The 18,299-nt window shown below is 65.6% G+C and carries 18 protein-coding genes; 12 read left to right on the top strand and 6 right to left on the bottom strand.

The features are described 5' to 3' along the window. Positions 1 to 31: 31 nt before the first annotated feature. The 3 genes from ACFLIM_RS14895 to ACFLIM_RS14885 form a co-directional block, all read right to left on the bottom strand. Positions 32 to 460: a type II toxin-antitoxin system VapC family toxin gene (locus ACFLIM_RS14895; RefSeq protein ID WP_393165553.1), complete on the bottom strand. Its 429-nt coding sequence runs from the start codon at positions 458 to 460 to the stop codon at positions 32 to 34. Continuing rightward, positions 447 to 740 carry a DUF6364 family protein gene (locus ACFLIM_RS14890; protein WP_393165551.1) on the bottom strand — a complete coding sequence of 98 codons (294 nt, stop codon included), beginning with the start codon at positions 738 to 740 and terminating at the stop codon, positions 447 to 449. Before ACFLIM_RS14890 ends, ACFLIM_RS14895 begins: the two co-directional genes overlap by 14 nt. A gap of 81 nt (positions 741 to 821) precedes the next feature. Beyond that, positions 822 to 2,261, bottom strand: a complete 1,440-nt coding sequence (locus ACFLIM_RS14885; RefSeq protein ID WP_393165549.1) for an acetyl-CoA synthetase — start codon at positions 2,259 to 2,261, stop codon at positions 822 to 824. 284 nt (positions 2,262 to 2,545) lie between these two features. Between ACFLIM_RS14885 and ACFLIM_RS14880 the strand changes: the two genes are divergently transcribed. The 3 genes from ACFLIM_RS14880 to ACFLIM_RS14870 all read left to right on the top strand — a co-directional run bounded on the left by ACFLIM_RS14880 (position 2,546) and on the right by ACFLIM_RS14870 (position 6,448). Beyond that, positions 2,546 to 3,667, top strand: a complete 1,122-nt coding sequence (locus ACFLIM_RS14880; RefSeq protein WP_393165547.1) for a trypsin-like serine peptidase — start codon at positions 2,546 to 2,548, stop codon at positions 3,665 to 3,667. Between the two features lie 325 nt (positions 3,668 to 3,992). Next, positions 3,993 to 5,087 (top strand): trypsin-like serine peptidase, encoded by a 1,095-nt coding sequence (locus tag ACFLIM_RS14875; RefSeq protein ID WP_393165545.1) that lies wholly within the window; start codon positions 3,993 to 3,995, stop codon positions 5,085 to 5,087. Between the two features lie 197 nt (positions 5,088 to 5,284). Further along, complete coding sequence (locus tag ACFLIM_RS14870) at positions 5,285 to 6,448, top strand: trypsin-like serine peptidase (protein WP_393165543.1); 1,164 nt, start codon at positions 5,285 to 5,287, stop codon at positions 6,446 to 6,448. A gap of 194 nt (positions 6,449 to 6,642) precedes the next feature. Here the strand turns inward: ACFLIM_RS14870 and ACFLIM_RS14865 are convergent, their stop codons facing one another. Further along, positions 6,643 to 8,436, bottom strand: a complete 1,794-nt coding sequence (locus ACFLIM_RS14865; protein ID WP_393165541.1) for an RCC1 domain-containing protein — start codon at positions 8,434 to 8,436, stop codon at positions 6,643 to 6,645. A gap of 477 nt (positions 8,437 to 8,913) precedes the next feature. On the opposite strand from ACFLIM_RS14865, the gene ACFLIM_RS14860 reads away from it, so the two are divergent. After that, entirely contained in the window at positions 8,914 to 9,477 is a 564-nt protein-coding gene (locus ACFLIM_RS14860) for an RICIN domain-containing protein (protein WP_393165539.1), read from the top strand. 217 nt (positions 9,478 to 9,694) lie between these two features. Beyond that, positions 9,695 to 10,465 carry an AfsR/SARP family transcriptional regulator gene (locus ACFLIM_RS14855; RefSeq protein WP_393165537.1) on the top strand — a complete coding sequence of 257 codons (771 nt, stop codon included), beginning with the start codon at positions 9,695 to 9,697 and terminating at the stop codon, positions 10,463 to 10,465. On the opposite strand, the gene ACFLIM_RS14850 is transcribed toward ACFLIM_RS14855, so the two are convergent. Further along, positions 10,447 to 10,899 (bottom strand): ATP-binding protein, encoded by a 453-nt coding sequence (locus ACFLIM_RS14850; RefSeq protein WP_393165535.1) that lies wholly within the window; start codon positions 10,897 to 10,899, stop codon positions 10,447 to 10,449. The genes ACFLIM_RS14855 and ACFLIM_RS14850 overlap by 19 nt on opposite strands. A gap of 339 nt (positions 10,900 to 11,238) precedes the next feature. Between ACFLIM_RS14850 and ACFLIM_RS14845 the strand changes: the two genes are divergently transcribed. The 6 genes from ACFLIM_RS14845 (at position 11,239) to ACFLIM_RS14820 (ending at position 15,596) form a co-directional block, all read left to right on the top strand. Continuing rightward, positions 11,239 to 12,093 (top strand): helix-turn-helix domain-containing protein, encoded by an 855-nt coding sequence (locus ACFLIM_RS14845; RefSeq protein ID WP_393165533.1) that lies wholly within the window; start codon positions 11,239 to 11,241, stop codon positions 12,091 to 12,093. Between the two features lie 23 nt (positions 12,094 to 12,116). Further along, a complete protein-coding gene (locus tag ACFLIM_RS14840) occupies positions 12,117 to 12,323 on the top strand; it encodes a DUF397 domain-containing protein (RefSeq protein WP_393165532.1) in 207 nt (68 codons plus the stop codon). Between the two features lie 844 nt (positions 12,324 to 13,167). Next, entirely contained in the window at positions 13,168 to 13,677 is a 510-nt protein-coding gene (locus ACFLIM_RS14835; protein ID WP_393165531.1) for a DUF6879 family protein, read from the top strand. 9 nt (positions 13,678 to 13,686) lie between these two features. Next, a complete protein-coding gene (locus ACFLIM_RS14830) occupies positions 13,687 to 14,544 on the top strand; it encodes a helix-turn-helix domain-containing protein (protein ID WP_393165530.1) in 858 nt (285 codons plus the stop codon). 33 nt (positions 14,545 to 14,577) lie between these two features. After that, positions 14,578 to 15,249, top strand: a complete 672-nt coding sequence (locus ACFLIM_RS14825) for a hypothetical protein (RefSeq protein ID WP_393165528.1) — start codon at positions 14,578 to 14,580, stop codon at positions 15,247 to 15,249. 17 nt (positions 15,250 to 15,266) lie between these two features. Then, positions 15,267 to 15,596 carry a hypothetical protein gene (locus tag ACFLIM_RS14820; RefSeq protein ID WP_393165526.1) on the top strand — a complete coding sequence of 110 codons (330 nt, stop codon included), beginning with the start codon at positions 15,267 to 15,269 and terminating at the stop codon, positions 15,594 to 15,596. A 391-nt stretch (positions 15,597 to 15,987) separates the two neighbouring features. On the opposite strand, the gene ACFLIM_RS14815 is transcribed toward ACFLIM_RS14820, so the two are convergent. Beyond that, complete coding sequence (locus ACFLIM_RS14815; protein WP_393165524.1) at positions 15,988 to 16,272, bottom strand: hypothetical protein; 285 nt, start codon at positions 16,270 to 16,272, stop codon at positions 15,988 to 15,990. Positions 16,273 to 17,096: 824 nt separating this feature from the next. On the opposite strand from ACFLIM_RS14815, the gene ACFLIM_RS14810 reads away from it, so the two are divergent. Beyond that, a complete protein-coding gene (locus ACFLIM_RS14810; protein ID WP_393165522.1) occupies positions 17,097 to 17,579 on the top strand; it encodes a transposase in 483 nt (160 codons plus the stop codon). The last annotated feature ends 720 nt before the right edge of the window (positions 17,580 to 18,299 follow it).

Raw genomic sequence — 18,299 nt, 5'->3', positions numbered from 1 at the left:
AGTAGTGCCGGCTTGCGCCCTTGCCTTCAGTTCAGTTGAGCGGCGACCGCCAGCGCAAGCCCTGAAACCGGGCGAAATCCTTGTCGCAGGTCACGAATTCACAACCGTGCTCTATGGCGAGTGCGGCGAGGTAGGCGTCGGGAATGAGGTTGCCGGTGGCACCGGCCTCGCGGGTGAGCCGGGTGAAGATCTCCCAGTGCCTGTCCTCGGCGGTGACCACCGACGCGTGCGACTGGTTGCGGTAGCTCTCGGCGAACGTCAGGGCCCGTTCGAGGGGATCCGGGTCCTTGTAGACGCGCCGGTTGGTCACCATCCGGATGAAGCCGTTGACGACGAAGTCGCTCACGGCGTAGCTGGAGTCGCCGTTCACCATCTCGGCGATGAGCGCATGGCAGCGATCGTGATCGGCGGACTCGCGCCTGAAGGCGTTGACGAGGACGTTGATATCAGCCAGCAGCATTGAACAACTCCGGGAACCGCTCCTGGTCGTCGAGGTCGTAGACGATGTGCTCCAGCTTCTCGCCGGCGTCGAGCCGCTCCTGGACCCACGGCTGGAAGCCGGACTCGGCCGTAGAGGTGATCAGCTCCACGCGGGGCCGCTCGGCCGCCTCCGTGGATCGGTTGAGTAGTTGCCTCAAGGCATCCTCCATCACTGAGTTGAGACTGCGTCCGTTTCGTGCCGCGTACGCCTTCGCCTCGTTGAGGAGTGTCTCGTCGATGCGCACAGTTGTCCTCCGCATGACTCCAGCGTCCGCCTGTGACATAAAAATGTCAACACCAGATAGTAGTCATGCGGTCACAGTCTTTGCACCTGCTTTAAGTCACCACGCGGCTACATTGACCTTCCCATCGGACGTGAGCCGCACGGCCTGCCCCACCAGCTCCCGCGACTCCGCATCGGCCAGCAGTTCAGCCCGCTCCACCACCGCATGCGCCCGCCCTCCACCAGGCAGATCGACCACGAGAATCCCCCTCTCGGCCGCACCGTCCCGCCCGTGCGCCACCGTGTACCCCGCCACCACAGCCGACCCCTCATGGGCCTCCACGATCGGCACCCCCTCGGCCACGAACACCGGCGCGGCATCCCCCGACAGCCCACCCGGCTCGCTGGACCACACCGCATACGTGTGCTTCGTCAGATGCATCCCCACCCCCGTCACCAGCCCGTGCCCCGACTGCGCGCGCAGCAGCCCCGCCATGGTGGCCGTCGAGTGCAGCACGTAGTCGCTCGCCGGCCCGCCCGCGTACGGCAGCCCGCCCGTGACCGTGAGCCCACGCCGGTCCAGCGGATCGAGGCCGATCGCGTCGCACGCCTGCCGCAACGCGATCGCGAAGCAGCTGTACACGTCCAGCGCGTGCATGTCCCCGAGCCCCAGCCCCGCCCGCAGGAAGGCCGCCTCGGCCGCGTGCCCGATCGCCTGCGAGGAGCCGAGCGCGGGCCGCCCGGCGACCTCCCACGTGTCCTCCGCGTACGCCCATCCCCGCAGATAGACCCGCCCCTCGGCAGGCACCCCGAGCCGGTCGGCCAGCCGCGTGCTGGCCAGGACGACGGCCGCCGCCTGGTCGACCTCCAGCACGGCCACCGTGTCCCTGGTGTAGGGCCAGCCGACGAAGCGGCCGCCCTTCACCAGCTCGTCGGGAGTGCGGACGGTCCTGCGCCAGGCGTACGGGTTCGCGGCGGCCACCTCGGTCATCGGCGCCATCATCCGCCCCCTGTCGCGCATCTCCTCCTCCACCGTGAGCCCCAGGGCCGCCCGCCGCGCCGTCTCCATGATCGGGTAGGTGTGCACCGGCAGGAACAACCCGTGCGCCAGCTCGGCGGGATGCGGCGGGCGTTCCCACCCGTAAGGGGGCTTGGGGTCGGCGGGATGGCTCCACGGCACGTGCTCGCCCGCCAGCCGGTACGCCCTGCGCGTGGCCAGCGCCTCGCCCCCCGTGACCAACGCGGAGTCCAGCTCACCCGAGGCGATCCCGGCCGCGGCGGCACCGATGAGCAGTTGCGGAGCCGTACCGGAGACCTTGGAGTACGCGCGGTGCCGCGGCGTGGCCCCCAGGCGCTCGGCGAGGCGGCCGGTCGGCGAGTCGTACTGCCAGGAGTCGGTGTAGACGATCTGGATCGAGTCGAGCCCCTCGACGGGGAGCCGGGCGTCGGCGGCGGCCGCGCGCGCCACCTCCTCCCACAGATCGAGCGGTTCAGGACCGGGCTGCGCGCGAATGGTGAGTTGCGCGATGCCGATGAGACAAGGGGTGCGTGGATCCATGAAACCAAGCTAACCAGAACATCATTCGGTTGAAAAGAAGTGGCGTCTGATAATAGCCGTTACCGCTGTTACGAGAGACAAATAGGCAACGCGGCCACCTGCGGAAATGCCGATCCGGAATACATGCGATTTCGCTATTTCTATAACGGAATGGAACCGGCCCATGCTTTTTCACGTCGTTTCCTGGCCGCCGGGCCGAGCCATTCATTAACGTTCCCAACGTTTTCCTGGCCCACCGGGGCGCAGTACCCCGCTCTGGGCCGCCGAGAACTGAGAGGAGCTCCATGTATTCCCGAGCAAGGCGCATCGCGATCCCGCTCGCCGGACTGGTGGCCATCGGGCTGGCCGCAGGAATGGTCGGCAACACCGCCGCGAGCGCGACCGCACCCTCCGACGTCGTGTCCAAGAACGCGGCGACCCCCGCCGAGCAGGCGATCCAGTTCTGGACGCCGGACCGGATCAAGCTGGCCACCGACTACGACGACAGCCTCGACCTGTCCACCAAGGGCGTCAAGGGCAAGGCCGACGCCCCCGACGGGCCTCCTGGATCCGTGCCGCCGATCGGCCAGGAAAAGGGTTCGGCCAAGAAGAGCAAGCAGGTCAACCTGCCGAACACGGTCGGCCGTGTGTTCTTCACGCTGCCCAAGGCCGACCCGCGCAACCCGAAGAACTGGCGTTACTGCTCGGCCAGCTCCGTGCAGAGTAAGTACCGCAACCTCGTGGCGACCTCCGCCCACTGCGTCTACGACACCAGCAAGAACACCTTCTACGACAACTGGATCTTCATTCCGTCGTACTGGGACGGCAACAATGTCTGGGACGGCAAGGCGCCGTACGGCATTTACGCCGCCAAGACGTTCAACGCGCACGACGACTTCGTGGTGAAGGAGGACTACGACTTCGACTACGCGTTCGTCAACGTCTACAACGGCATCAAGGTCAAGTGGGAGAAGGTCGGCAACAAGTGGCAGTGGACCGTCAAGAGCGCCGGCCGGCTCGGTGACAACGTCGGCGGTCAGGGCTTCACCTGGAACCGGAGCACGAAGCTGAACGTGTTCTCGTTCGGATACCCGGCGGGCGAGCACCCCGACGGCGACAAGCCGTACACCGGTCGCACGATGAAGTGGTGCTACGGCAAGACCAAGCCGATGCCCGAGGCCAAGAAGTACAACCTGCAGGAGCACATCGGCTTCAAGTGCTCCTTCACCGCCGGCGCGAGCGGCGGCCCGTTCATCTACAACTACAAGAGCTCGTCGCGCACCGGCTACCTGGTGGGCGTCAACAGCGTCGCGTGGGACACCGACGCGAACGACCGCTACGACCACATCTCGTCGCCGTACTTCAACACCGACACCTACAAGGTCTACAAGGCCGCCGCCAACCGGTGGACCGGCAACATGCCGTGACAAGTTGGCACCCTAGGCCCCGGTTCCCCTGGGATCCGGGGCCTTCCCCGGCCGCATTTGAGGGTGGCGTTCGCCACTGCGGCGGTCGCGAATGCCGCACGAAAAGAGGCGAATTCGGCGCACCCGGACCACCCTCCGAAACCCTGCCTGACCTGCGACGATGATATGGATTAATGATCATTTAGGCGCGAGTTGAGTGAGTGGCTGACGGTGTCCTTATCGTGCGCGATGCACCCTTGATCAGGTAACGAATCTCTATCCTGGCTGCAATACAGGCTGTTCATCTGGAAAAATCCACCCTTACGAGGTCAAAGAAAGGCATTTCATGATCCCCCCGGCCAGGCACCTGGTAGCGGCTGCGCTCAGCAGCGCGCTGCTGTTGCTGCCTGCCCTCACGGGGATCGCGACCGCCACCGCGGCTCCCACCAGCAAGGTGTACGCCGTCCCGCTGGCCAAGACCTCGGCCGACGTGAAGAGGGTCGCCGACTACTGGAAGCCCGACCGGCTCAAGCAGGCCGACAGGTACAGCCCGGCCACGCCCGCCACGAAGGCCTCCGCGGCGTCATCGTCCGCCTCGAGCGCCGGCTCGTCCGTCGCCTCGGTCAAGCGCTCGACGGCCGCACAGCCCGTGGCGCCCGCACTGCCCAGCCAGGGCCAGGTCGGCAGGACCATGGGCAAGGTCTTCTTCCGGTTCGGGGACAAGGAGTACTGGTGCTCCGCCAGCTCGGTCGCGGCCAAGAACCGCAGCGTGGTCGCCACGGCAGGACACTGCGTGTACGACTCGCGGCAGGCCAAGCCCGCCGACTACTGGATCTTCGTCCCCAATCCGGACCCCACCGGCGAGACGCCTGACGGGATCTACGTGGGCGCGTCGATCAGCATGCACGAGGACTGGTCGGGCAAGGGCGATTACGACTACGACTACGCGTTCGTGACCGTGCACCGCGGCATCAAGTGGACGCCCAAGAACGGCACGTACGTCATGGAGGACGTCGGCAGGCTCCAGGACAACGTGGGCGGGCAGGGGCTGGAGCTGAACAAGAAGCCGACCACGTACACGGTGGCCGCGTTCGGCTACCCGGCGGGCGAGCAGCCCGACCACTCGCACCCGTTCGACGGCAAGAAGCTGCGGGTGTGCCCGGAGGGCGCGACGCGCTGGACCTCGGCGGTCAGCGCCGACCTGCAGAAGGGCGTGCAGCTCCAGCCGTGCGACTTCAGCCCCGGCGCGAGCGGCGGCCCCTGGCTGGTCGGCTACGACCAGACCCGCATGCTCGGCAGCCTGAACGGCGTCAACAGCCTGACCTGGAACAGGGACGCCCAGGGGTGGTACGACGCGGTGTCGTCGCCGTACTTCGACACCACCACGGGCGAGGTCTACCGACGCGCCGCGACCCTGACCACACTGCAGAATGTGACGTAAGTCATAGCAACCAGTTGATCACTACGGGTGATCAGGTAAACCTTGGTTTCGGTACGGTCACGGCGACCCGTTGGAACGTTGACAGGATCTACCAGAAATTCGCACGAACTTGGTCAACGCTGTAGGTTCCGGGCTGTCCGTTTGCTGAGTTTTGGGGGTGCATGAGGCGCCTCATGTCAGCGCAACCAGGAGTTACCTTGAAGCGAATCCTCCTTCCCGCCGGCGGCGCCGTACTGGCGACGGGCCTGCTCGCCGCCGGTCTGTCCGGCACCGCGCAGGCCGACGGGGACGTCTCCCACGACCCGATGGCCCGCAACACGTCCGACGCCGTCTCCGTCGCCTCGTTCTGGCTCGCCTCGAACGCCGCCGCCCTGCGCTCCGCGACGCAGTACACGTGGGACGCCAAGGAAGTCAGGAAGGTCGTCTCCAAGGGCGGCTACAGCCCCGACGGCCGGCCCGGCACCACGGCCCCAACCGGCGAGTCGAAGTCCACCGGCAAGGCCCAGAACGTGAACCTCCCCAAGACCGTCGGCAAGGTCTTCTTCGTCGACGGCGGCGGCAAGTTCCGCTGGTGCTCGGCCACCTCCATCCAGTCGAACAACCGCAACCTGGTCTCCACCGCCGGCCACTGCGTGTACGACACGGACAGCGACCAGGCCCTCCTGGACAACTGGGTCTTCGTGCCCGGCTACTACCAGGGCAAGACGCCGTGGGGCATCTACGTGGGCAAGCAGGCCTTCACCCACTACGACTTCGACACGTACGAGGACTACGACCGCGACTACGCGTTCGTCACCGTCTACAACGGCATCAACTTCAACGGCGTCAAGCAGGTCGACCGCCGGGACTACCACCGCTTCACCGGCCCGAAGCGCTCGTGGGGCGGCCACTACTACATCCTGCTGTCGAAGGACGCGGGCCGCCTCGGCGACAACGTCGGCGGCCAGGGCTTCGCCTGGAACCAGCCCACGGGCAAGAACGTCCGCTCCTTCGGCTACCCGGCGGCCCCGCACCCCGACGGCAACAAGCCGTACAGCGGCGTCACGCCGAAGCACTGCTACGGCAAGACCACCGCCAAGGCCGTCGGCGCCTCCTGGCTCAAGATCGAGGAGCACATCGGCCTCAAGTGCGCCGTGACCCCGGGTTACGACGGCGGCCCCTGGCTCCTGAACTACAACAACTCCAAGCGCCTGGGCTACGTGAACGGCACCACCAGCACGTTCGCCGACCAGGACGGCAACGACCGCGTGGACTACATCACCTCCCCGTACTTCGACGGCGAGACGGCCGCGGTCTACAACGCGGCCACGAACGCGGGGTCCGGCAAGATCGTCGGCCCGAACGGCGAACTGTACAAGTAAGCCCTACCAGGGGAAAGCGAGGGCCTCGAGTACACACGAGGCCCTCGCCTTGGTCGTTCACCCCGGTCCCATGCCGTCCTGTTCACCCGGAAGGTGCATCCGTTCTCTGCGGCGACGTGATCTAGACACTCGCATCCTCGCAGATCAGGTGCACCTTCTTCATGTCAGCGATCTTTGCGCCTAATTCCAGCTGACTAGCCGAGGTCAACGTGTACGCCGACATCGGATGTCTGGTGCTGGTCCTGGCGGTCGGCCCACTTCGTCTCCCTGTCGTGCTCGTGCTCGTGCTCGTGCACGCCCTTGCGCCACCGGAAGGTGTTGGTGAGGGTCACCTGCTGGGTTTCGTCGGCCACGATGGTGACGCTGTGGAGAGAGATCACGGGCTTCGCCGCGGCGACGTTCTTGGTGGCGCCAGTGGTGGGCTCGGTGATCGTGCACACGCTGCCGGCCGGGATGCCGTTGATCGTCCGACGGTGGGTGTCGGCGGACGTGCCCGCGCGCAGGCTCCGGACGTAGCGCCGGTTCAGTGAGGTCTCCGTGCCGTGGCAGACCACCCCGATCACGATCCTGCCTTGGTGCTCGGCCGCCTTGCCCCGGATGTTCTTGATGAGCTCCAGGCTGCCGACATCGCACGACTCGTCCCCGGCTTCCTCCTCGGCTTCCTCCTCGGCTTCCTCCTCGGCTTCGTCCCCGGCTTCGTCCTCGGACTCGGACTCGTCCTCCAAGTCGCACTCGGGCTCGGTTGAGGGAACGATGGCCATCGCGTGGTAGGAGCCGGACCCTATGGCCTGGACCGTGACGTCGGCGGGCAGGTCTACCTCGACGGGCAGGCTGCTGTTGGCGTTGGTGCCGTCGCCGAGCTGGCCGTAGCGGTTGTATCCCCAGGTCAGCACGCGCCCCCCGGACGTCAGCGCCACGGTGTGGTCATCGCCGGCGGCGATCTGGGTGACGGTGGTGCCGTCGGGCAGGCCCACCTGGATCGGAACGTTGCTCCGGGTGGTGGTGCCGTTGCCCAGCTGGCCGTAGGAGTTGTCGCCCCAGGCGAGCAGCTCCCCGTTGGATTGCAGCGCCAGGCTGAACCAGCCATGGCCTGCCGAGATGGCGGTGACCGTGGTCCCGGTCGGCAGGGCCACCTGAACCGGGACGTTGCTCTGGGTGGTGGAGCCGTTGCCCAGCTGGCCGTAGGTGTTCCATCCCCACGACCACATCTGCCCGGTGGACGTCAGCGCCAGGCTGTGGGCCGAGCCGCCGTCCACTGCGGTGATCGTGACATCGGCGGGAAGGGGCACCTCCACCGGCACGTTGCTGTCGGTGGTGTTGCCGATCCCCAGCTGGCCCGTGTTGTTGTATCCCCAGGCCAGCACGCGCCCGGTCGAGGTCACCGCCAGGCTGTGGCCGGCGCCGGCGCCGATCGTCGTGATCGTGGTACCGGCCGGCAGGTCCACCTGGACCGGGGTGTTTCTGTCGACGGTGGTCCCGTCTCCGACCTGGCCGAAGTCGTTGTATCCCCAGGCGAGCACGGTCCCGGTGGAGGTCAGTGCCAGGGTGTGGTCGTCGCCGGTGGCGATGGCGGTGACGGTGGTGCCTGCCGGAAGGTCCACCCGCACCGGTACGAGGCTGCCGTTCGTGGTGCCGTCCCCGAGTTGACCGTTGGGATTTTCGCCCCAGGCCCACACCTGCCCGTCCGAGGTCAGCGCCACGGTGAACCCGTAGCCTCCGCTGATCTGCCTGATCGTCGTGCCTTCGGGAAGCAGCGCCGTCACCGGCACGTTGCTGTGGTCCGTGGAGTCGTTCCCCAGCTGACCGAACTGGTTGCGCCCCCAGGTCAGCACCTCGGTATCAGAAGCGCGGGCCCCGCCCCAGTCGGCGCTCGCCGTGCCCGCCGCCACACCCACCAGCCCGATGACCAGCGCGACCACCAGGCACAACGAGGTGCCCAGCTGCCGGAATGCCGACCGCGCCCAGAATCGACAAATCACCCTCACCATGACCCCCGTCGTGGTTGAAGAATCGTCGGGTAAAAGCCAGGAGATTAGCGGAATCGCCGTCAAATCGAGAATCCCTGGCGCCGCAGGAGCGTAGCACGATGTTTCCGCCGAATTCAGAATCGCCGTTTACGCGCGTGTCGGGACCTCGGCAACCTCCAAGTTGAAAAGAAATTTGAAGTAGCCCGGGTTTCGATTTATCTGAATACCTGGAATTGAGCACCGATGATGTCCAGGACGGGCGGGCGCCGTTTTCCGGCCGCCATTGCCCCCGGTGCACGCCCGGCGCCGGACACCACTCGCGCCAGGCCGACCCCAGGACCGTCACGAAGTCACCGCGCCGGAAGCCGGCCGGCCCGCATCTCTCGTAGCCGGGCGGAAGCCCCCGCAGGTCATCGCCGAGTCATCACCGGGTCAACACGCCTCCCTACTGTCCAGGTGAACCCCGCAACGATCACCCGATCAAGGGAGGAAACCCGGATGAAACGCATCATCGCAGTGCTGGCGGTCCTCATCGGCGGCCTGGCCGTGTGGCCCTCGGCGCCCGCGAACGCGGTCGACTACTTCCAGTTCAGGAACGCGGCGAACAGCAACTGCTTGACCCTCGTCGGATCCGCCGCCCACGACGGCGCCTGGATCGGGCACTACCCCTGCGACGGCTCCAACGGCCAGAAGTGGCGGCTGGAGGGCATGGGTCAGAAGCTCGTGTGCGTGGACGACGCCTGGTACAACTTCGGGCAATGCACGCTGTACGGCTACGTGAACGCCTACCGCATCCGCAGCAAGGTGACGGACAAGTGCGTCGACCTGTCGGAACGGAGCACGAGCAGCGGCACGCGGGTCCACCAGTGGTCGTGCTACGACGGGGATTCCCAGCTGTGGTACTTCCGCGGCGACAACTCCAGCCAGAAGATCATGAGCATACGAGCCCAGAACAAGCGGGAGAAGCCCATCTCGATGGAGCCGCGCTGGGACGACAACAACAAGGCCCAGATCTGGACCGACAACGGATCGCTCCTCCAGACGTGGGTGCGGTCCGCGTGACCGGATCGCCTCAGGCGGCCTGAGCGTGCCGGGAAGGTGCTGCCTTCCCGGCACGCTTTCGCCTGCGTATGGGGCCGCATAGATGAATCGCGGCGCGGCGCCGCGCTTGTGGGGGCACTGCGGTTGATCTATGCGAGCGCAGTGCCTGTTGGCCACCCTCAGATGTGCTGCCCCGATCGGCAGCATCAGGGGGAAGGCAACGAAGATGCGATTTCGCATGCTGGGTCCACTGCGCGTGCGCGTGGGCGCCGGATGGACGCGGGTGGCCGCCGCACAGCAGCGGGTGGTGCTGGCGGTGCTGCTGGTCCACGCCGGGCGAACGGTGAGCAGGGATCAGCTGACCGACGCCGTATGGGGCGATCGTCCGCCACGGACGGCGGCCAACACGGTGGCGGCGTACGTGCTGCGGCTGCGGCGGCTGCTGGGCGGCGAGGTGCTGCTCACCCGGGGGCGCGGCTACGAACTGGCCGCCGGCGAGGGCGACATCGACGCCGACGTGTTCGAGCGCTCGCTCGTGTCCGGCCGCGGGGAGCTGCGGCGCGGGCGGATCGAGGCGGGCGCGGCCCGGCTGGCCCAGGCCATGAGGTTGTGGCACGGGCCCGGCCCGGCGCTGGCGGACCTGCCGGAGGTACCGGCGCTGGCGGCGCGCGCGACGCATCTGGAGCAGTTGCGCCTCGGTGCGGTGGAGGACCACGCGGGCGCGCTGCTCGACCTGAACCGGCACGACGACGTGGTGGACGAGCTGCGCCGGCTGGCCGAGGAGAGCCCGCTGCGGGAGCGGCGCTGGGCGCTGCTGATGACGGCCCTGGCCCGGTGCGGCCGGCGCGCGGAGGCGTTGGAGACCTACCAGCGGGCGCGGCGGGTGCTCCAGGCCGAGCTGGGCGTGGAGCCGGACGCGCAGCTCCGCCGGTTGCAGCGGAGGGTTCTCGCCGGGGAGATTCCGGAGGCCGCGACACGTCAGCGGTGGCATCAGGCCTCCACTTCATAGAGCGAGGCATCCATGACGGCGAACGAGGCGTCTTCCGTGGTGAGCACTTCCGCCCAAACGGCCCGGCCGCCAAGCGCGTCGTCGCGTACACCCCACCGCACTGCCGTCTGCTCGACGATCTGCAGGCCGCGTCCTGCGCAATCCGTATCGCTGGACTCGTGCACCCGGGGAACGGTCAGCGCACCCTGGTCGATCACATCGATCCGGGCCATGCCGTCGCCGATCTCCCGGACATCCACCGTGATCAGCCCGCCCACCAGCCCCGAGACCGTGTGGACGACGGCATTGGCGACCAACTCGCTGACCACGAGCAGCACGGCGTCGACGCTCCGGTGCCCGGCCTCCGTCAGCACACGGCCGACACAAGAACGAGCCGTCGATGCCGAACGCGGCACCCCCGGAAACACCAGCTCGGCGAGGAACCGCCCGCTCACAACGACACCGCCTTCAGATCGATGGGCTTTCCGGAAACCGAGCCGCACGCAGCCACAGTCCGCCCCATTGCCGGTGCTCTTCCGCTTGGAGAACACTGGCCAACCCCGCTGCCGAGCGACGCCGGTTGCACTTCGGGCAAGAGCTCTTGCTCTTCGTGGTCATACGACGCCATATCGGACCTCTCATGCGCAGAGGGCGGGCCATCGATACGCAGGGCTCGCTGTTCATTCGCCAGCAGCGAAGTCCAGCCAGGGCCTACACTTTGGAAGTTACCTCAGAAAGACTGCCGATGGTAGATTCCAAAGGAAGCTTCCTTTGGTAGTTTCCAAGGAGTTGGAGTGCCAGCAGAGACAAGCCCGACAGTGCGCAGACGCCGACTAGCGGCAGAGCTGCGACGGTTGCGGACTGAACGCGACATGTCCATGCAACTGGTAGCAGAGCGGATGGATATGACTGCCGCGTCGCTCAGCCGCATCGAAACGGGGCGACGAGGCATCAGACCGCGCGATCTTCGAATCCTTCTCGACCTGTACGACGTCACAGAGACGGAACGGGAAACGCTGCTTTCTCTCGCCCGGGAGGCCCAGCAGAAGGGATGGTGGCAGCAGTACGGGAACGTCCTGCCCAGCGAGTACGCCACCTTGATCGGCCTTGAGGCTGAAGCAAGCACCGTCCGGAACTACGAACAGAGCCTCGTTCCTGGCCTGCTGCAAACAGAGGCTTACACACGAGCAATCACAACCGCGTTCCGCCCCAGCGACTCACCAGAAGAGATCGACAGGCTCGTCGCCGTCAGACTCAAGCGCCAAGAACGACTTGACGAGAGCGCGTTCAACCTATCTGCAATCATCAGTGAAGCTGTGATCCATCAACACGTCGGAACCCCAGCCATCAGGGCCGATCAGCTCAGACACCTCGCCAACGCGAACCGGAGACCCAACGTCATGATCCAAGTCCTGCCGTTTCGAGCAGGAGAGCACGCGGCCCTAACCGGATCATTCAGCATCGTGGGCTTCCCCGCCCCGAGCGACATGGACATCGTGTACCTGGAGAACATGACCAGCGCCGTCTACCTGGAGGAACCCTCAGAGGTACGCCGGTACGAGTCTGTGTTCGACTATCTGAAGGCCAGCGCGCTCAGCCCGAACGATTCAGCATCTATGCTGATAGAAGTATCGGGAGGTCTCGCGTGACACTGTTACGGAAGGGGCGCGGGATGGACAAGCCAGACACGATGTGGATGAAGAGTCCCTATAGCGGCGGTAACGGCAACTGTGTCGAGCTCAGACGACATGGCGGGATGATCGAGGTCCGAGACTCTAAAAATCCAGACGGCCCCAAGCTGCGCTTCACCGACGCAGAGATCGTCGCCTTCCGGCTTGGCCTCGCAGACGGCGTGTTCGACTCCGTTATTGGATCATGACTAGCACGGCTCGGTAGCCATCGAGTCGTACCAACACGATGAGTGAGGCCGGTGGCCCCTGCTTCCCACACCCACCTACAGGACGTCTGCAGCTCCCAGCGCGACCACGACCAGCACGAGTACGACGACCCCCACGACAAGCTGGGTTCTCGTGATCGCGTGACGGAGAGCACGCTTGTGTCGCATCGCACGCTGCATCGCCCGCTCAGCCCGTAATCTGGCGATCCCATGACGGTCCATGCTTTGATCGTGCCCTACTGATCGCTTCTTGTCCTGCTACGCGGGTCTTGGCATGACCAAGGTGGCACTGTGGAGCCGACCTCGACGAATGGGGCCGCATCGTGGCTCCGGCGGATGAGCGGTTTCTGGCGGCCGCCAGCCAACCATCGGTCGCAAGGAGAGTCCGTTGCCGGACCCCAAGCGACGCCGGGCGCCCATGTCATACAAAGCGCTCGCTCCGTTCCGGGTTGATTACGGCTGTTGTCGGCACCGGTGCTGACTCTGTGCTGACATCTTCCAACGGCTCCTCGCGCAAGAGCCCTTGACGACCCGGCGACCTCACGAGACGGTCGTCTGGTAGCTCGGACGACCACCAGGAGGCGCAATCTCATGCAATCGACTGGCGACGTGATCGTTAGCTTCTACTGCAAGGACCCGTCCTCTACCGGAACCGAAGACTGTCCGACGTTCTACCGAACCAACCGCTCCTCCTGGATCGTGCAGGGCGACAGGCGAGGCGAACACATCGCGGCGCAGCTAAAGGGCCTGAAGCCCACCGAGACGTTCCTGGAGATCCCAGAACGCTTGGTCGAGCGAATGGTCATCATGTACGCAAAGGAGCAGTATGGAGTCGATCTCACCGGAGCGGCGCGGCGAGCTGGTCCGCAACACGCGCCACTACCTGAAGCTTGAACTGCGGGACAACTACCAGATCGACCATGACCTGCTGATCGCATGGCGGCGTGGCCCCTCTGAAGTGCTGACAGGTCCCGCGCTTGCCTGGCGGGACCGGGTAGCCCACGATCTTTCGGAAGGGCGTAGTTGGCAACGGCTGCGCGTGGTTTCTGAGCCGCTCTCGGAGTACCACAGGTTCGCATACGAGTTCGCCGGGCCTGGGGTCGACGCCGGAGAGCAGATGCGCTACCTCCCGCGCCGGCTCGTCTCAGCTATCCCGCTGCCCGGTAACGACTGCTTCGTACTGGACGACCAGACGGTCATGTTCAACGTGCTCGATGGCGACAACAACCGGGTGGACATCCAACTCACCACTGACCCTGACGTGGTGGAGTTCTGCCGTGACGCGTTTGAGGCAGCCTGGGTGCTGGCAATCCCGTACGACGAGTACCGCGTGTAGACCCGCGTCATGACCGAACAAGCAGACGCCGCGAAGAAAGCACTCGGTGTCAGGCTCCGCAACATGCGCCAAGACGCCGGGATAAACGCGAAGCAGTTGGCAGGGATGCTGCACTGTCATCCCGCGAAGATCACCCGAATCGAGCTGGGCCAGTCCAACGCGTCCGAGGACGACATTCGAGCCTGGGCCATCGCCTGCGGGGTCGCGCGGCTCATTCCCGAGTTGATCGCGACGCGCCGCGAGATCGCGCTCATGTGGGAAGAACACCGCCAGGCCATGCGGGCCGGGCAGCGATACGTACAGGCCAGGGGCAATGCTCTGTATGAACGGACCAAGCTACTCAAGGTCTACGAGTCAGGAGTCGTGCCGGGCATCCTCCAAACGCGGGGCTACGTGTACGGAGTCATGGAGGCCAACGCACGCTTGTACAACCTCCCCACCGACGACCTGGCGGAGGCAACCGAGGCCAGGCTGTCACGCCAGCATCTGGTCATCAACGGCCCCAACACCTACGCGTTCGTGCTGGAGGCTGGAGCGCTTAACGCGTCTATGGGTGACGTTGAGGCGATGCACGAGCAGTTCGACTTCCTCATCCGAGTCACCAGATTGCCCAACGTGGCACTCGGCGTCATCCCTCCCGCCAAGCGAAGAATCCTGTACCCCGGAGAGTGCTTCTACATCTTCGATGACAACCTCGTCCGCGATGACCTCTGGACCGGACGCATCCGCACCACTCGACCAGATGAGATCGCTGTCTACCTCAAAGCGTTCGAGATGCTGCACTCCATGGCTATCTACGGAGACCCGGCTCGCGCGCTGATTGAAGAGGCACGAAGCCGCCTACCGCAATTTGGCGCAATTTCGTAGATCCTGAGAGTCACCCCACGGCACAGTCGAGGCATGCCCGCAGGACAGACGGCCCCCGCGCAGCGGCACCACAGTGCCGCATGGTCAGACATCCCCCCGCCGCCCGAAGAGCTTGAGACGCTCGGCCCGCCCTCCATGGCACCGCCGCCGCTGACGTGGTCGCACCTCGCGGAGATGCTGGTGTACGGCATTCGCGAACGCACCGGCGACGGCTTGGGGTTTGCGGGCTTCCTCGCATTGGCCGAAGAGAACGGATTGCTGGAGCTGCGGCCCAACACCTGGCCGGACCCCAGCAGGGGAGGCACCCTCATGGTTCACACCCAAACGTCGGAAGTCCGCCAGAGCGGCCTGTGGGTCAACACCCTTGACCCCGGAAACGCGGTCGCCGCCCGGCAGCTCGCCCGCAGCAAGAACGTGCACGTGTGCGAACTGGCCAACCCCGAGCAGGTCGCCGAGGTATCTGCCCTCACGTGGGCGAAGTTCCTCAGCCTGGTGCGCGAGAACACGTACCAACCGGACATGTACGGCAACCTCGTAATGTTCACCATCGACGAGCCGTACACCACGCCCAAGCCGATCATCACGACCCTGGTCAACTGGCAGGTGTTCACCTACGCGGTAACCAGAGGCCATTTTGACAAGCTGCCGCCTGTCGAGATCGGGCTTGATCGCGGCAAGTGGCTGACCGCCGAAACCATCGTGTGACGGCCCTGGGGACTCTCATGACTGCGAAAAAGGGTGCGCAGCAGCGCACTGACAACCTGCCCGAGGTCGAATGGGCGCGCTCACCCGGGTCCCTTTTCCGGGAGATCGGCTGGGTCGGGCTGCGCCAAATCTTCTCCCTCGTTGACCGCAAGCACGAGTTCGGCTTGCACATCCACCTTGTGGGCCGGGACGGCATCACCCTGCCGAGCGAGGTATTCGGCGTCTCCTGCGAACAACCGCGCGAGCAGGCACAGGAAAAGGCACGCGCCCGCGCACAGGAAGTATGGCGCGCATACCTGCTCGACCTCGCCACGCCCAGAGGCACGCAGGAGAGACAGGCGTCCTAGACACCGCACAGACCGTATGCGGCCGGCCGTGCGCCTTCCCTGCAGGGCCACCCCGGCTGGTCGTTCCCATCCCTGGTGATGCCGTCCCGGATGACGGCCTTGCGGCCGGCACCAGGGAACCGGCCCCCGCCAAACTGGGCAACTGGCGGGGGCCGCCGTCATGACCAGGCGGACCGGCGCCCGAGCGGGTCAGGGAGTGCCATGGCGCCGCGCTGAAGATCGTGGTGCGGATCAACGACCCGTACGAGCTGGAAACCGCCCGCACGGGTTGAGTCTGGCCCTCGAAGCCCTTGGTCATCCTGCTTAGGGACGGCGGCTCCGGCGGTAGCGAATCCGCCTGATCGGGTGAACCTCTGCCCGCGGCCTGCGAGCCCGGACGTTCATTTCCGGATCAGGAGTCGAACCAGGTGGTGGAGGCGGGCATCAGAAGCAGGACAATGGCCACCGCCGCCAGCGCGAGTCCGACGAATCCTCCAACGCTCGGTCCGGAGAACAGTCCCACCCCCTGACTGATCACCCAAACGCCCTGGATCACCACTCCAGTCCATCGCACCCACTTCCTACGCGCCCTCATCCTGACTACGACCACAGCGATGACCACGGTGACGCCGATTCCCAAGAGAAAGGTCAACAGGAGGATTCCGGCCGCCTGTTGGACAAGTGGCAACAGCAGCATGGTGGCCAAGAGTGCCAGGACGAGCTGAACGCACATGATCGTCCGGGCGGCCAACACCGGGCCAGGCATGACTAGATTCCGGGAAGGGCGCACGGAAGCCTCCGTCACTTGCGTTATCGGCACCTGAGTAGATCTTGCTCCTGGGCAAGACGTCCCCTGTAGCCGGCTGTGGAGGCGGTGGACGGGGCGCTTGGTTATGGTTGCACCCGGTGGCGAGAAGAGCAACTTGCCGGAAACCATTATGGATGTCGACATTTTGGTTCAGACGAATGCCTTGGTCACCCGCTTGCGGCGTAGCCCTCGATCTCTTGAAATAAATCTGACCAATGGCAGAGGTCAACGGGCGCGGCCATGGAGGCGTTCCAGTCCGGGTGGCATGCCCTTGATCTTGGTGATGCCGTGGATGCGGAACCAAGGAGGCCCTGGACCAGGGGCCCGTTGCCGAGGTTGGATTCGTGGGTCGTCTTCGTGCCAGACGGTGTCCCGTGGTCGGTGTTCGAGGTTTCGATCCCCATGGGTTCTGGTGTGATAACCGATCGCGACCGCGGTCAGGCCCATGCGACTGATGGCATGCCTCGGCCACGCGGGCGAGCTAGCCTCCGACCAGCTCGCGGCCCGCGACGACGGCCGCGGCATGAGCGAGGACGACATGTCCTATCTGTTTGTCAGCGGGCCATCGGGCGAGAGGACAAGGCCGCGGTTGGTTCCGCGACGCTCGCAGGGTCCGTGCCGGAAACGTGACGGTCATCCTCTACGAACAGCACCGGGCGTCGGTTCGATCAGAGCCTGCTCTTCACTCTCGAATCGCGATCCAAATATCGTCCATGAAGATCTTTCTTGGATCTGCTGACAGAGAGTGTTTACCTTGTCACGATGGGCGCATGCGTCGAGGTGATCTAACGAACGCCGAGTGGGAGCGACTCGCACCGCTGCTCCCCCCGGCCAGCAAGCGTGGACGTCGGTGGGAGGATCACCGGGCGGTGATCAACGCAGTGCTCTACCAAGCTCGCACCGGGGCGCGCTGGCGTAACCTCCCCGAGCGGTTCGGCTGCTGGGTGGACATTTACCGATGCCATCGCCGCTGGGCGGCCGATGGCACCTGGCAACGGTTGCTGGCTGCCCTCCAAGCCGATCAGGACAACGTCGGCCAGGTGGACCGAGGAATCAAGTCGACGAAATCCACCAGCAGGCGGGCGCCGCGCAGCGTTCCATCGCTGGCCGGAAGCAAGGGTTCAACAGCGAGCGATCCGGCGCTCGCGCGCCTCCGCGCCCATCTGGCCGAGGTGGTCGGGCAGACGGATGTCTAGAACCTGCTTCGAGATGGGCCAAGGCTCCATGTCGCATGGCGATGAGCCCGTCAAGCCGATCATCCGACCGCCCGCGCCGGGCATCATGGACACCATGAACCTTCCGGACTCCAGCTGGGTCACCATCGCGGCCTATGAGAACGTGGCCGGCCGGCTCCATCCCATGGCCGCCGTAAGCGCTTGACTGCGCGATCGTGGCATCGACTGGATGCCCTTCTCCCAGAACGAGCTCCGCTGCGGCCTGGCTTGCGGGATTGGCGCAGACGGTCACTGGCACGGCTGGTTCGACATCCATATTCGAGCTGACTCGCTGCGACGTCTCGGCCTGCATCCCGACCAGCCGACCGCGCGGATCAATGGACCCTCTCCGCCTGAGTGGTGGCATGCCGCCGCAGAACGCAACGCTCGCAGGAGCGACTGATAACCGCACCGCTTGAGATCGGCCGTCGACCTCCCTCGCCAAGATCCGGCTCGGGTCTGGGGCGACGAGCCTGAAGGAACCTTCCGACAGGCTTGGTCTGCGGCGTCCAGCAGGTGGGGAACGGCCCGGGCCTGTCGTGTAAAGCAGGCGACAGCAGCTGTCGCCGATGTTTTGTCCGTGGCCATGTAAAAGTCCCCACAGGTGGCCAGTTCGAGGTCACCACTGGTGGCCGGTTTAGGTCCCCACTTCTGCTTCGCGTTGTCCGCGTGTCGTGAGGAGGGGTGTGCCCTGAGCGGTGA

Source organism: Nonomuraea marmarensis (genome assembly GCF_043197025.1).
GTDB classification, from domain to species: domain Bacteria; phylum Actinomycetota; class Actinomycetes; order Streptosporangiales; family Streptosporangiaceae; genus Nonomuraea; species Nonomuraea marmarensis.
The sequence above is the reverse complement of the archived record's forward strand: the minus strand, read 5'-3'. Positions and strand labels throughout refer to the sequence as shown.

Coding starts and splice junctions, on each gene's coding strand:
- ACFLIM_RS14895 (WP_393165553.1), bottom strand. CDS start 460: ATGCTGCTGGCTGATATCAACGTCCTCGTCAACGCCTTCAGGCGCGAG.
- ACFLIM_RS14890 (WP_393165551.1), bottom strand. CDS start 740: ATGCGGAGGACAACTGTGCGCATCGACGAGACACTCCTCAACGAGGCG.
- ACFLIM_RS14885 (WP_393165549.1), bottom strand. CDS start 2,261: ATGGATCCACGCACCCCTTGTCTCATCGGCATCGCGCAACTCACCATT.
- ACFLIM_RS14880 (WP_393165547.1), top strand. CDS start 2,546: ATGTATTCCCGAGCAAGGCGCATCGCGATCCCGCTCGCCGGACTGGTG.
- ACFLIM_RS14875 (WP_393165545.1), top strand. CDS start 3,993: ATGATCCCCCCGGCCAGGCACCTGGTAGCGGCTGCGCTCAGCAGCGCG.
- ACFLIM_RS14865 (WP_393165541.1), bottom strand. CDS start 8,436: ATGGTGAGGGTGATTTGTCGATTCTGGGCGCGGTCGGCATTCCGGCAG.
- ACFLIM_RS14860 (WP_393165539.1), top strand. CDS start 8,914: ATGAAACGCATCATCGCAGTGCTGGCGGTCCTCATCGGCGGCCTGGCC.
- ACFLIM_RS14855 (WP_393165537.1), top strand. CDS start 9,695: ATGCTGGGTCCACTGCGCGTGCGCGTGGGCGCCGGATGGACGCGGGTG.
- ACFLIM_RS14840 (WP_393165532.1), top strand. CDS start 12,117: ATGGACAAGCCAGACACGATGTGGATGAAGAGTCCCTATAGCGGCGGT.
- ACFLIM_RS14835 (WP_393165531.1), top strand. CDS start 13,168: ATGGAGTCGATCTCACCGGAGCGGCGCGGCGAGCTGGTCCGCAACACG.
- ACFLIM_RS14830 (WP_393165530.1), top strand. CDS start 13,687: ATGACCGAACAAGCAGACGCCGCGAAGAAAGCACTCGGTGTCAGGCTC.
- ACFLIM_RS14825 (WP_393165528.1), top strand. CDS start 14,578: ATGCCCGCAGGACAGACGGCCCCCGCGCAGCGGCACCACAGTGCCGCA.
- ACFLIM_RS14820 (WP_393165526.1), top strand. CDS start 15,267: ATGACTGCGAAAAAGGGTGCGCAGCAGCGCACTGACAACCTGCCCGAG.
- ACFLIM_RS14815 (WP_393165524.1), bottom strand. CDS start 16,272: ATGCTGCTGTTGCCACTTGTCCAACAGGCGGCCGGAATCCTCCTGTTG.
- ACFLIM_RS14810 (WP_393165522.1), top strand. CDS start 17,097: ATGAAGATCTTTCTTGGATCTGCTGACAGAGAGTGTTTACCTTGTCAC.